The sequence below is a fragment of the Streptomyces sp. AK02-01A genome (genome assembly GCF_033795305.1).
Lineage (GTDB): Bacteria > Actinomycetota > Actinomycetes > Streptomycetales > Streptomycetaceae > Streptomyces.
In genome coordinates this window covers 41,621-54,852 of sequence record NZ_JARBAE010000008.1, presented here as the reverse complement: position 1 = coordinate 54,852, position 13,232 = coordinate 41,621, and the positions used below count along the sequence as shown (strand labels likewise).

The following is a 13,232-nucleotide window of genomic DNA, read 5'->3' as shown; positions in this document are numbered from 1 at the left end:
CCGCGTACGGCGGTCGCCGGCTCAGGACATGAGGCGTCGGTACCTCAGCCGCGGAGCCTCGGCCGTCAGGCCTTGGCCGTCAGGACTTGACCGCGCCGTTCAGCTCACCGATCGGAGTGTCGGCGAGCCCCAGCCGGTCGGCGTGTTTCAGAAGCTGCTTGAGCTGCCCGGACTGTGCGCCGCCGGACTTCATCAGCTTCATCAGCAGCGCGGACACCGTCAGGTTCCGCACATCGGCCGTCGAGACGGATCCGAGCATCCGTGTCAGGTCCTCCGGGAAGCTGGCCGTGCCGTCCAGCCACGGCTTTGTGAGCGCCTGGGCCGTCTCGGAGTGCTGTACGAAGCTGTCCACGCCCTTGCCGAGCGCGATCGACGACACCAGCCGGTCGAAGAAGACGGACTCGCCGCCGACGATATTGATGTCGGCGTTCTCCAGACCGGTCGCGACCACCGTGGCCTGTGCCTCCGCGACCTGTCGCTGCACATCGAGACCGGCCAGCCGGATCTCCTTCTCCGCGGCCAGCCGCAGCCGGTACTCCTCGTGCGTACGGGACGCGTCGTCCAGCGCGGCCATCGCCGCGGCCTTCTCCGTCAGTCCCTCCGCCTCGGCCTTCAGCTTCTCGCCGATCATCGCGGCATCGGCACCGGCCTGCGCGCGCGTGCCCTCGGCGGTCGCCAGGGCCCTGAACCTGGATCCCTCCGCCTCCGCCTTCAGCCGGGCCTCGGTGGCGCCGGCCTCCGCGCGGCCCGCCTTCTCGATGGCGTCCGCCTCCTTCTCCCGGACCTGCACCTCGGCGAGTCCGGGCGCCGCGGCCTCGGCCTGGATGCCCTCCGCGAGCCGCAGCTTGGCGCGCGCGTCGAGATCGGCGGACTTCAGCCGGGCCTCGGCGAGCGTCAGTTGCTCGGCGGCGCGGTGCGTGGCCGCGACCTCCGCCGCCTCGGCCGCCTTGATGTTCTTGACCAGCTTCTCCTGGGCCTCCGCCTCGGCGGCGATGATCACGGCCTGGCGGGTGCGCTCCGCCTCCTCGACGATGCGGAGCTTCTTGATGGACTCCTCCTGCTCGGCGACCGTACGGTCCACGGCGATCCGCTCCCGGATGACATCGGCGACCTCGCGGCGCTCCGCCTCGACCTCCTTGTCCTTGGAGATCCTGGACAGTTCGGTCTCGCGGTCCCGTCCGATGACCTCCAGCAGCCGGTCCTTCTCTATCCGCTCGTTCTCGACGGCGATGACCCGCTCGCGGTTCTTCTGCGCCACCGCGATCTCCCGCGCCTGGTTCTCGCGCTGCACACCGAGGTGCTCCTCGGTGCGGAGGTACGCGGTCTGCGCGCCGAGACGCTCCTCCTCCTGCACCTTGGCGGTGGCCGCCTCCTCGCGCGCCCGCAGCGTCTCCACCTCGCGGCGCTGCTTGATCTCGGCCTCGGACTGCCGGCGCTCCAGCTCCAGGATGGTCTCCCGGGCGTCGACGTTCTGCCGGGTGATCTCCTTCTCCTCGGTGCGCTGGAACTCATTGGTCCTGACATGCTCGACCGCCGTCAGTTCGGTGATCTTGCGAATGCCCTGGGCGTCCAGGATGTTGGCGCCGTCGAGCTGCGACATCGGCGTCTGCTCAAGGAAGTCGATGGCCGCGTCGTCGAGGTGATAGCCGTTGAGGTCCGTACCGATGACCCGGATGATCCGGTCCCGGAACTCCTCGCGCTTGGTGTAGAGATCGACGAAGTCGAGCTGTTTGCCGACGGTCTTCAGCGCCTCGGAGAACTTGGCCGCGAAGAACTCCTGGATGGCGACCTTGTCACTGGCGCGGACCGTGCCGATCGCCTGGGCCACCTTGATGACGTCCTCGACGGTCTTGTTGACGCGTACGAAGAACGAGATATGGATGTCGGCGCGGATGTTGTCCTGGCAGATCAGCCCCTCCCGGCCGGTCCGCCGGATCTCGATGATCTTCACCGAGATGTCCATGTACTCGGCCTTGTGCAGCACCGGCAGCACGACGGCGCCGGTGAAGGTCACATCGACCTTCTTCGTCTTGGAGATGATCAGCGCCCGGCCCTGCTCCACCTTGCGGAACAGCCGGCTGACCACCAGAAGCAGTGTGATCGTGATGAGCAGGACAACGGCGATCAGCACGCCGATGCCCAAGGAGATGGCATCCATGAACAGTCCTTGAGAGGCGAAGAGGCAAAGAGAGGCGCGGGAATCGGAGAGCGGCGCGAAGGCCGGAGAGCCGGGTGCCGGAAACGAAGGCGACGGGACGGAGACGCCGGAGCGCGCGGAGGACGACGGAGGCGAGGAGCCGGCTCAGCCGGCGGTACGCGGATCGAGCGCCGGATCGTAGGGCGCGACCCAGAAGAACTCGCCCTCGTGGTCGTACGCGTACAGCAGTCCCGTGCTTCCGGCGGCGAGGATGTCGTCGCCGATCTGCCGGACCTGGACGATCGCCGTCGATCCGTCGTCCGCCGCGACCTCGGCCTGGCCGAAGTCGGAGGAGACGGAACCGGTGCGGATCGTGCAGGTCAGCCCGACGAAGTCCAGCCGGGACGGCGGCGCCTGTTCAGGTACGAGGGCGCGCAGCCGGCGTACGAGCAGCCGCGTCACGCCCCAGGCGATCAGCAGCGCCGCGACCAGCACAGCGACCAGAAGAAGAGTGCGGGCGTCGCCGGACACACCGGAACGGCGCACCAGCACCGAGCCCGCCAGACCGGCGAACCAGGCCACGGCGACCAGCAGCGAGACCGGGACGGTCACGGGCACTCCGCCGAGCCCGGTGGCCTCGGTGTCCACCGGAGTGTGAAACGGATCGTGGTCGACCGCGCCGGCCAGCACCAGGACCCAGAACGCCACGACTACCAGGAGCGCGGCGCCGAACAGTACTGCGGGGAACCCCATCGCGGCGCTGAGGAATTCACCCATCGCCCACCCCCTGTGCTCATAAACCCCGGCGCCGCCCCCGCGTTTCCGCATCCCGGCATCCGAGGCACTCCCCCCGTCTGTGCACTGCCCATTGTGTTACCGATGGACACGTCGCGCATTGCCGTAATCCGGCAGTCTTTACGGCGCTCCGGTGCCGGACGCGGACCCACACCAAGACATGACACGACATACAGGCCGGACAGAGTACGACAAAGCACGCACATATGCGGAGAGTTCCGGGCGGCCGGAATCAGTCCTCGCCCTCCAGCTCCCCTTCCGTCTCCAGGAACACCTCGCGCAGCGCGTCCAGCACCGCCGGATCCGGCTTCGCCCACATGCCACGGGACTCCGCCTCCAGCAGCCGCTCCGCGATGCCGTGCAGCGCCCAGGGGTTGGCCTCCTGGAGGAACTCGCGGTTCTCCGGGTCCAGTACGTAGGTCTCCGTGAGCTTGTCGTACATCCAGTCGGCCACCACGCCTGTCGTGGCGTCGTACCCGAAGAGGTAGTCGACCGTCGCGGCCAGCTCGAAGGCTCCCTTGTAGCCGTGCCGGCGCATGGCCTCGATCCAGCGCGGATTGACCACGCGGGCACGGAAGACCCTGGACGTCTCCTCCACCAGACTGCGGGTACGGACCGTCTCCGGCCGGGTGGAGTCGCCGATGTACGCCTCCGGCGCCGAGCCCTTGAGCGCGCGCACCGTGGCGACCATGCCGCCGTGGTACTGGAAGTAGTCGTCGGAGTCCGCGATGTCGTGCTCACGGGTGTCGGTGTTCTTGGCGGCCACCGCGATGCGCTTGTACGCGGTCTCCATCTCGTCGCGGGCCGGCCGGCCGTCGAGTTCGCGGCCGTACGCGTATCCGCCCCAGGCCGTGTAGACCTCCGCGAGATCCGCGTCGGTGCGCCAGTCGCGGCTGTCGATGAGCTGGAGGATTCCCGCGCCGTAGGTGCCTGGCCGCGAGCCGAAGATACGGGTGGTGGCGCGCCGTTCGTCGCCGTGCTCGGCCAGGTCCGCCCGCGCGTGGGCGCGGATGAAGTTGGTGTCGTCGGGTTCGTCCAGCGAGGCGGCGAGCCGGACGGCGTCGTCCAGCAGACCGATGGCGTGCGGGAACGCGTCCCGGAAGAAGCCGCTGATGCGCAGCGTCACATCGATACGGGGACGGCCGAGTTCGGCCGGGGACATCGCTTCGAGTCCGGTGACCCGCCGGGAGGCGTCGTCCCAGACCGGCCGGACGCCGAGCAGCGCGAGCGCCTCCGCGATGTCGTCGCCGGAGGTGCGCATGGCGCTCGTGCCCCACAGGGACAGCCCGACGGAGGTCGGCCAGTCGCCGTTGTCGCCTCGGTAGCGCTCCAGCAGGGAGTCGGCGAGGGCCTGGCCGGTCTCCCAGGCGAGCCGGGACGGGACGGCCTTGGGATCGACGGAGTAGAAGTTGCGGCCGGTCGGCAGGACATTGACCAGGCCGCGCAGCGGCGAGCCGGACGGGCCGGCCGGGACGAATCCGCCGCTCAGCGCGTGCAGGACGTGTTCGATCTCGGCGGTGGTGCCGGCGAGACGCGGGACGACCTCGGTGGCCGCGAAGTCGAGGATGTCCGCGACGGCCGGTGCGTGGCCGGTGGCGGCCTCCGGCACGGCGGCCGGATCCCAGTCCGCGTCCTCCATGGCCTGGACGAGTGCGCGCGCCCGCTCCTCCGCCTCGTCGGCGGTGGTGCGCGTGGCGGCGGACTCGTCGAGGCCGAGGGCCTCGCGCAGACCGGGAAGGGACGAGGTGCCGCCCCAGATCTGCCGGGCGCGCAGGATGGCCAGGACCAGATTGACCCGGGCTTCGCCGGTGGGCGCGCCGCCCAGCACGTGCAGACCGTCGCGGATCTGCGCGTCCTTGATCTCGCAGAGCCAGCCGTCGAGATGGAGGATGAATTCGTCGAAGCCCTCGTCCTCGGGCCGGTCGGCCACACCGAGGTCGTGGTCGAGCTTGGCGGCCTGGATCAGCGTCCAGATCTGGGCGCGGATCGCGGGCAGTTTCGCCGGGTCCATGGACGCGATCGAGGCGTGCTCGTCGAGGAGCTGCTCCAGCCGCGCGATGTCGCCGTACGACTCGGCGCGCGCCATCGGCGGCACCAGGTGGTCGACCAGCGTGGCATGGACGCGGCGCTTGGCCTGCGTGCCCTCGCCCGGATCGTTGACCAGGAACGGATAGATCAGCGGCAGATCACCGAGGGCCGCGTCGGGTCCGCAGGAGGCGGAGAGACCGGCGTTCTTGCCGGGCAGCCACTCCAGGTTGCCGTGCTTGCCGAGGTGGATCATGGCGTCGGCGCCGAAGCCGCCGTCCTCCTGGGACGCCTGGATCCAGCGGTAGGCGGCCAGATAGTGGTGCGAGGGCGGCAGATCGGGATCGTGGTAGATCGCGATGGGATTCTCGCCGAAGCCGCGCGGCGGCTGGATCAGGATCAGCAGATTGCCGCGCCGCAGCGCGGCGAGCACGATGTCGCCCTCCGGATTCCGGCTCCGGTCCACGAACATCTCACCGGGCGGCGGACCCCAGTGGTGCTCGACGGATTCCCGCAGGTCGGCCGGGAGCTGTCCGTACCACCGCCGGTAGTCGGCGGCCGGGATCCGGACCGGGTTGCGCGCGAGCTGCTCCTCGGTGAGCCAGTCCTGGTCGTGGCCGCCGGCCTCGATGAGGGCGTAGATCAGCTCGTCGCCGTCGCCGGACTCCAGGCCCGGCACCTCTTCGTCGCCGAAGTCGTAGTCCGCGCCGCGCAGTTCGCGCAGGAGCGCGACGGCGCTCGCGGGAGTGTCGAGACCGACGGCGTTGCCGATCCGGGAGTGCTTGGTCGGATAGGCGGAGAGCACCAGGGCGAGACGCTTGTCCTGATTCAGAATGTGGCGCAGGCGCCCGTGCCGTACGGCGATCCCGGCGACGCGCGCCGAGCGCTCGGCGTCGGCGACATACGCGGGCAGGCCGTCCTCGTCGATCTCCTTGAAGGAGAACGGCACGGTGATCAGGCGGCCGTCGAACTCCGGCACGGCGACCTGCGACGCGGAGTCCAGCGGTGACAGCCCTTCGTCGCTCTCCTCCCAGGCGGCGCGGCTGCTGGTGAGGCAGAGGGCCTGGAGGATCGGCACGTCGAGCGCGGCCAGCGCGCCGGCGTCCCAGGACTCGTCGTCGCCGCCGGCGGACGCCTCGGCGGGCCGGGTGCCACCGGCGGCGAGCACGGTGGTGACGATGGCGTCGGCACCGCTCAGCGCGTCGAGCAGATCGGGCTCGGGAGCGCGCAGCGAGGCGACGAAGATCGGCACGGCACGGCCGCCCGCCTCCTCGATGGCCTCGCTCAGGGTGTCGATGAAGGCGGTGTTGCCGCTCAGATGGTGGGCGCGGTAGTAGAGCACGGCGATGACCGGCCGGCTGCCGAGGGCGTCCAGGGTCTCCACCCGGCGGTGGACCCGGCCCCAGGACGGCGCGGGCGCCGGCGGCTCGAAGCCGTGACCGGTCAGCAGGACGGTGTCGGAGAGGAACCGGGCGAGCTGTTCCAGATTGGCCGGACCGCCGTGGGCGAGATAGGCGTGCGCCTCGGCGGCGATGCCGATGGGCACCGTGGAGGCTTCCATGAGCTGGGCGTCCGGGGCCTGTTCACCGGTGAGGACCACGACAGGGCGGTCTCCGGCGAGCAGCAGATCGATCCCGTCCTGCCAGGCGCGCAGCCCGCCGAGGAGCCGTACGACGACAAGATCGGCGCCGTCCAGCAGCGCGGGCAGCTCGTCGAGCGCGAGCCGGGCCGGGTTGGCGTACCGGTACGGGACCGGGCCCTCCGCCGCACGGGCGCTGAGCAGGTCGGTGTCGGACGTCGACAGGAGCAGGATCATGCGGCGTCACGCCTTCCTCGGGGTCCGCGCCCCGGGCGGTGGTGTGGACGGCGGGAGTTCCTGACTCACCCGGCTGCTGCCGGGCTCACAGTGGCGGGACCGCGCCGGATTCTCACCGGGCTTCCTCCCCTGACGCCGTCGCTGGCGGTGACGGGTCTGGCGACCCGCCGTCTGCATAGTAGGTGGTGCAGGTCACGGGCGGGAGGGCGCCCGCACGATGGCCGGAACGGCAGGGGAGGGCGCGCGGGTACGTGGGTATGCTCGCCGCCATGCCGCCCACCTCGCCAACACCCGTGAACCGGGACGAAGCTCCCGTGCGGGAGCGCGGTGACGCCTGCCCGGGCGCGCTTCGGCTGCACACGGCCGACGACGGGCGGCTGGCCCGACTGCGGCTGCCCGGCGGACTTCTGACGCGCCATCAGGCGAGCGTGCTGGCCTCGGCGGCGGAGCGGCTGGGCGACGGGCGTCTGGACATCACGTCACGGGGCAATGTGCAGCTACGCGGGCTGGGCGAGAGCTGCGGCGCGGAGCTGGCGGAGCTGCTCCGCGAGGCCGGTCTGCTCCCTTCGGAACGCCATGAACGCGTACGGAACATCGTCGCCTCGCCGCTGGCCGGACTGGACGGACTTCCCGGCGCGGACGTCCAGTTGTGGACACGGGAGTTGGACACGCTGCTGTGCGCGAGCGAGACCGCGACGGCCCTCTCGGGACGCTTTCTGTTCGCGCTGGACGACGGCCGCGGCGATATGGCGGCGCTCGGCGCGGATGTGACGTTGCTCGCACGGCGGGACGGAACGGCCGCGTTGTATACCGGGACGAACCGGTCGGCCGCGAGGGACTCCGGGCCGCACGCACCGGCCGCTCTGCGCGTGACCGCCGCCGACGCGTCGCGCGCGGCCCTGCTGGCGGCGGAGACCTTCCTCACGGTCGCGGAGGCCAGCGGCTCGGGCGCCTGGCGCGTAAGAGAACTGCCCGCCGGCCAGGGGCTGGACGCGGCGGTGGCCGCGCGACTGACCGGGGCCGGGATCGCGGCGGAGCCTCTCGCGGCGATGCCGCCGCCGTCAGCGGCGGCGCCGCCCGCCGGGCTGGTCCACTCCCCCGACGGGACCGTGGCCGTCTCCGTGTACGCACCGCTGGGACGGCTGAGCGTGGCGCGCTGGCGGACGCTGACGGCCGGCGGCGACGAGCTGCGGGTGACGCCATGGCGCGGAGTGATCGTGCCGGGGCTCGAACCGGCCGCGGCCCGGGGCCTGCTGGCCGGTCTCCGTACGGCCGGGCTGATCACCGACCCGGACTCGTCCTGGTACGGCGTCGGCGCCTGCACCGGCCGGCCGGGCTGCGCCAAGGCACTCTCGGACGTACGGACCGACGCGGCCGGAGCCATGACGGCCGCGCCCGGCGGGCTGCCCGTGTACTGGTCCGGCTGCGCGCGCCGCTGCGGCCGTCCGGAGGGCGACCGGGTGGACGTGGTCGCGACCGGCGAAGGCGGCTACACCATCTCCGTAGTCTCCGTAACAGGAAACCTCCCGGCGGCGCCGCCGCCGAGGACAGCGGCGACGGGACCGGAGCTCGCCGAAGCGGTGGCGACGGCACGCACAACCCCAGTGACGAGATGAGCGAGACCACAGTGTCCACAGTGTTCGACTACGAGAAGGACGGCGCGGCGATATACCGCCAGTCCTTCGCCACGATCCGCGCCGAGGCGGACCTCGCCGGGCTGCCCGCCGATGTCTCGCAGGTCGCGGTGCGGATGATCCACGCCTGCGGGATGGTGGACCTGGTGCGCGACCTCGCCTTCACTCCCGGTGTGGTGGCGCGCGCCCGCGAGGCGCTGCGCGCGGGCGCGCCGATCCTGTGCGATGTCGCCATGGTCGCCAGCGGTGTCACGCGCAAGCGGCTGCCCGCGGGCAACGAGGTCATCTGCACCCTGTCCGACCCTTCGGTGCCGGCGCTCGCCGCCGCGGCGAAGACCACACGCAGCGCCGCCGCGCTCGATCTGTGGCGGGACCGGATGGCGGGCGCGGTGGTGGCCGTCGGCAACGCTCCGACCGCGCTCTTCCGGCTGCTGGAGATGATCGAGGACGGCGCACCGCGGCCGGCGGCCGTCATCGGTGTGCCGGTCGGTTTCGTCGGCGCCGCCGAGTCCAAGGACGCGCTGGCCGGCCACCCCTCCGGGCTTGAGCACCTGGTCGTACGCGGACGGCGCGGCGGAAGCGCCATCGCCGCCGCGGCCATCAACGCGATAGCGAGCGAGGAAGAGTGAACGCGAACACCTCCGCGGCCTCCGGGCCTTCCACCGGGCGGCTGTACGGAGTCGGCCTCGGCCCGGGCGACCCGTCACTGATGACCGTACGCGCCGTGCAGGTCATCGCCGAGGCCGATGTGATCGCGTATCACAGCGCCCGGCACGGCCGGTCCATAGCCCGTTCGATCGCCGCCGGACATCTGCGCCCGGACCATATCGAGGAGGCGCTGGTCTATCCGGTCACCACCGGGACCACCGGCCATCCGGGCGGATACCGGGGCGCGATGGAGGACTTCTACGCCGAGTCGGCCGACCGGCTCGCCGCGCATCTGGACGCCGGACGCACGGTCGCCGTGATCGCCGAGGGCGATCCGCTCTTCTACGGCTCGTACATGCATATGCACAAGCGGCTCGCCGACCGCTATCCGACCGAGGTCATCCCCGGTGTCACCTCGGTGAGCGCCGCCGCCGCGCGGCTCGGCACACCGCTCGTCGAGGGCGAGGAGGTGCTGACGATCCTGCCGGGCACGCTGCCCGAGGAGGAGCTGACGGCCCGCCTGGCCTCGGCGGACTCGGCCGTCGTCATGAAGCTCGGCCGCACCTTCCCGACCGTGCGGCGGGCCGTCGAACGGGCCGGCCGGCTGGCGGACGCCCGGTATGTCGAACGCGCCACGATGAGCGGCGAACGCACCGGCCCGCTGGCCGAGACCGACCCGGAGTCCGTGCCGTACTTCTCGGTCGCCGTCCTGCCGAGCCGGATCGACGCCGTGCCCGCGCCGGCCGAACGCGGCGAGGTCGTGGTCGTCGGCACCGGCCCGGCGGGACCGCTGTGGCTCACACCCGAGACGCGCGGCGCACTGGCCGCGGCCGAGGTCCTCGTCGGCTACACCACCTATCTGGACCGCGTGCCGGTCCGTCCCGGCCAGATCAGGCACGGCTCCGACAACAAGGTGGAGTCGGAGCGCGCCGAGTTCGCGCTCGATCTGGCGCGGCGGGGCCGGCGGGTGGCCGTGGTCTCGGGCGGCGACCCGGGCGTCTTCGCGATGGCCACGGCCGTACTGGAGGTGGCGTCCCGGCCGCCGTACGAGGATGTCCCGGTACGGGTGCTGCCGGGCGTGACCGCCGCCAACGCCGCCGCGGCCCGGGCCGGCGCTCCGCTCGGCCACGACTACGCCGTGCTCTCGCTGTCCGACCGGCTCAAGCCGTGGGAGGTCATCGCCGAACGGCTGCACGCGGCGGCCGCCGCCGATCTGGTGCTGGCGCTCTACAATCCCGGTTCGCGCAGCCGTACCTGGCAGGTCGGCAAGGCGCGCGAACTGCTTCTGGAGCACCGCGCTCCGGACACTCCCGTCGTCCTCGGCCGCGATGTGGGCGGGCCGGCGGAGAGCGTACGGATCGTGCGTCTCGCCGACCTCGATCCGGCGCAGGTCGACATGCGGACGATTCTGATCGTCGGCTCCTCGCAGACGGTGACCGTCCGGCGGGGCGACGGCGAACAGATCGTCTGGACACCGCGCCGCTATCCGGAAAGCTCTCCACCGGAGAGCTGAGCCAGCCAGCGCGCCGCCTCGTCCGGAGTCGTCACGACAGGCACACCGTCCGGGACGGGCGGCCTGCTGACGACGACCACCGGCAGGCCGGCCTCGCGGGCGGCGGCGAGCTTGGGCGCGGTGGCCGCGCCGCCGCTGTCCTTGGTCACCAGGACGTCGACGCGATGGCGGCGCAGCAGCTCGCGTTCTCCTTCGAGAGTGAAGGGGCCGCGGTCCAGCAGGGTTTCCAGCCTGGCGGGCAGGGGCGGCTCCGGATCGGGAGCGTCGACGGACCGTACGAGAAACCAGTGGTCGTCGAGATCCGGCCGCGCGAACGCGGCCAGGCCCATGCGCCCGGTGGTGAGAAAGACCCGCCGCCCAAGACCCGGGAGCGCCTCGGCCGCCGCCGCCAGCGAACCGGTCCTGTGCCAGTCGTCGCCGGCGACCGGGACCCAGGAAGGGCGGCGCAGGGCCAGCAGAGGAACATGGGCGGCGGAGGCGGCACGCGCCGCGTTGAAACTGATCGTTCCGGCGAAGGGATGGGTGGCGTCGATGAGCGCGTCCACGCGATGCTCGCGCAGCCAGCGCTCCAGTCCTTCCGCGCCGCCGAATCCGCCGATCCGCACCTCTCCGGGCGGCAGCACGGGCCGTGCGACGCGTCCGGCGAGTGAGCTGGTGACGCGGAGCCGGCCGTGGAGCGTCCCGGCGAGCAGCCGGGCTTCGGTGGTCCCGCCGAGGACCAGCACATGCGGCGGCCGGGCCACCGGAGATCTGTCTGTCAGCGATATGTCCATCGGGTCTTCGGGATCTCTCCATGGCTGAGGGCGTCACGGGCGGACGCGGTGCCCAACTCAAGCACACGGGTCTGCGGCACGGCTGGACGACAGGTGCGTGCGCGACGGCGGCGACGACGGCCGCGTACACGGCGCTGCTGACGGGAGAGTTTCCCGATCCGGTCACCATCGAGCTGCCGAAGGGCCAGACGCCCGCGTTCGCGCTGTCCCGCGAGGAGCTGTCCCAGGACCGGGCCATGGCGGCCGTGGTCAAGGACGCCGGTGACGACCCGGACGTCACTCATGGCGCCCTGGTCCGCGCGACGGTACGGCTGCTGCCGCCGGGCTCGGGCATTGTCTTCCGGGCGGGTCCGGGCGTGGGTACGGTCACCAGGCCCGGCCTTCCGCTGGAGGTCGGCGAACCGGCGATCAACCCGGTGCCCCGGCAGCTCATGCGCTCCCATGTGGCGCGCGTCGCGGCCCGCCACGGCGGTACGGGCGATGTGGAGATCACCGTCTCGGTCGACAACGGCGCGGAGATCGCCCGCTCCACCTGGAACCCGAGGCTGGGCATCCTCGGCGGCCTCTCCATACTCGGCACGACGGGCATAGTCGTCCCGTATTCCTGCTCGGCCTGGATCGACTCGATCAGACGCGGCGTGGACGTGGCCCGCGCCGCAGGACGTACGCATGTGGCGGGCTGCACCGGCTCGACGTCGGAGAAGACGGTCGTCGCCACCTATGACCTGCCGGAGGACGCCCTGTTGGACATGGGCGACTTCGCGGGCGCGGTCCTGAAGTACATCCGCCGCCACCCGGTGGCCCGCCTGACGATCTGCGGCGGCTTCGCGAAACTCTCCAAACTGGCGGCGGGCCACCTCGACCTCCACTCGGCGCGCTCGCAGGTGGACAAGGCGTTCCTGGCGGAACTGGCCACGGGAGCGGGCGCGGACGCGTCACTGGCGGCGCGAGTGGCGGCGGCCAACACCGGCCTGGAGGCGCTGCGGCTGTGCGAGTCCCGGGGAGTGGCGCTGGGAGACGCGGTGGCGACGCGGGCCCGGGACGAGGCGCTGGCGGTACTGCGCGGTGCGCCGGTGGAGGTGGACGTGATCTGTATCGACCGGGCGGGCGCGGTGGTGGGACGCAGCGAGCACGGCGGCGACAGCGGCGAGCCCCGCCACTCCGGCGGCGAGTGACGGGGCTGATTGGCGCGTTGTGCCTCAGCGGGCGGGAAAACCCGCGTCGTTGACAGCGGTGACGAACGCGGCCCAGCCGTCGGCCGAGAACGTGAGGGCCGGACCACTCGGGTCCTTGCTGTCCCGTACGGGGACGACAGCGCCGACGACGGTGGGCGCCCATTCAAGGCAGTTGCCGCCGTCTCCGTTGCTGTAACTCGACTTGATCCACTCCACCTGGGAGAGATCCGGGCTGGTGCTCATGGGGAAAGGGCCTCCATCGTGGACCGGATGAGAGACGCCGTATTACGTGGCGACAGGGCATGGGCCACAGGGCCTGCCACGCTGCGGCTCTCCGTTGCTCACCGGTCGGCCCCTTCGATCTGTGTGGCGAGTTCGTCCACAGAGACGAGGTTGCGACCGGCGACGGAGTTGGCGCGGCTGCGCTCGGCGTCCGGAGCATGGTTGAGCGTCGCGGTCTTCCACCAGCGCCGCCTGACGGCCGGGACGACGCTCTCCCCGGCAGCCTTGACCTCGGTGTGGAAGCAGGCGCGTTCAGCACCGCCCAGCACATCTCCGATGGCGTTGATGGTGTGCGGAATTTGCGGGATCGCCATGTACCCAGCGCCCGCTGGGTGCCCGAACTATGGAGTCACCGCATTCTCCTTCGGTTGGGGGAAGCCGCCCGCGTGGGTCCGGAAAGCGGCTCAACTGGCTGCGGCGTGGCGGCGAGCCCC

General features: G+C 71.6%; 10 protein-coding genes and 1 riboswitch. Of the genes, 4 read left to right on the top strand and 6 right to left on the bottom strand.

Going from position 1 to position 13,232, the window contains the following annotated elements:
• Positions 1 to 79 precede the first annotated feature (79 nt).
• The 3 genes from PV679_RS10865 to cobN all read right to left on the bottom strand — a co-directional run bounded on the left by PV679_RS10865 (position 80) and on the right by cobN (position 6,773).
• Complete coding sequence (locus PV679_RS10865; RefSeq protein ID WP_319679920.1) at positions 80 to 2,158, bottom strand: flotillin family protein; 2,079 nt, start codon at positions 2,156 to 2,158, stop codon at positions 80 to 82.
• A gap of 144 nt (positions 2,159 to 2,302) precedes the next feature.
• Positions 2,303 to 2,914 carry a hypothetical protein gene (locus PV679_RS10860; RefSeq protein ID WP_319679919.1) on the bottom strand — a complete coding sequence of 204 codons (612 nt, stop codon included), beginning with the start codon at positions 2,912 to 2,914 and terminating at the stop codon, positions 2,303 to 2,305.
• A 250-nt stretch (positions 2,915 to 3,164) separates the two neighbouring features.
• Entirely contained in the window at positions 3,165 to 6,773 is a 3,609-nt protein-coding gene (gene cobN, locus PV679_RS10855) for a cobaltochelatase subunit CobN (protein WP_319679918.1), read from the bottom strand.
• Between the two features lie 34 nt (positions 6,774 to 6,807).
• A riboswitch (cobalamin riboswitch) is annotated at positions 6,808 to 6,957 on the bottom strand.
• Between the two features lie 73 nt (positions 6,958 to 7,030).
• On the opposite strand from cobN, the gene cobG reads away from it, so the two are divergent.
• The 3 genes from cobG to PV679_RS10840 are packed head-to-tail and all read left to right on the top strand — an operon-like array spanning position 7,031 to position 10,568.
• Positions 7,031 to 8,389, top strand: a complete 1,359-nt coding sequence (cobG, locus tag PV679_RS10850; RefSeq protein ID WP_319680054.1) for a precorrin-3B synthase — start codon at positions 7,031 to 7,033, stop codon at positions 8,387 to 8,389.
• 20 nt (positions 8,390 to 8,409) lie between these two features.
• Positions 8,410 to 9,036: a precorrin-8X methylmutase gene (locus PV679_RS10845; protein WP_319680053.1), complete on the top strand. Its 627-nt coding sequence runs from the start codon at positions 8,410 to 8,412 to the stop codon at positions 9,034 to 9,036.
• Positions 9,033 to 10,568, top strand: a complete 1,536-nt coding sequence (locus PV679_RS10840; protein WP_319679917.1) for a precorrin-2 C(20)-methyltransferase — start codon at positions 9,033 to 9,035, stop codon at positions 10,566 to 10,568. The genes PV679_RS10845 and PV679_RS10840 overlap by 4 nt, the downstream gene beginning before the upstream one ends.
• Here the strand turns inward: PV679_RS10840 and PV679_RS10835 are convergent.
• Positions 10,538 to 11,341 (bottom strand): cobalt-precorrin-6A reductase, encoded by an 804-nt coding sequence (locus tag PV679_RS10835; protein ID WP_416069690.1) that lies wholly within the window; start codon positions 11,339 to 11,341, stop codon positions 10,538 to 10,540. The two genes, PV679_RS10840 and PV679_RS10835, sit on opposite strands and share 31 nt — an antisense overlap.
• Positions 11,342 to 11,361: 20 nt before the next feature.
• Between PV679_RS10835 and PV679_RS10830 the strand changes: the two genes are divergently transcribed.
• The gene (locus tag PV679_RS10830) at positions 11,362 to 12,516 is read left to right on the top strand and encodes a cobalt-precorrin-5B (C(1))-methyltransferase (RefSeq protein WP_319679915.1); all 1,155 of its coding nucleotides are present in this window, start codon (positions 11,362 to 11,364) and stop codon (positions 12,514 to 12,516) included.
• Between the two features lie 24 nt (positions 12,517 to 12,540).
• Here the strand turns inward: PV679_RS10830 and PV679_RS10825 are convergent, their stop codons facing one another.
• Together PV679_RS10825 and PV679_RS10820 are read right to left on the bottom strand one after the other, a co-directional pair.
• Positions 12,541 to 12,759 carry a DUF397 domain-containing protein gene (locus PV679_RS10825; RefSeq protein WP_319679914.1) on the bottom strand — a complete coding sequence of 73 codons (219 nt, stop codon included), beginning with the start codon at positions 12,757 to 12,759 and terminating at the stop codon, positions 12,541 to 12,543.
• Positions 12,760 to 12,857: 98 nt separating this feature from the next.
• Positions 12,858 to 13,112, bottom strand: a complete 255-nt coding sequence (locus PV679_RS10820) for a hypothetical protein (protein WP_319679913.1) — start codon at positions 13,110 to 13,112, stop codon at positions 12,858 to 12,860.
• Positions 13,113 to 13,232 lie beyond the last annotated feature (120 nt).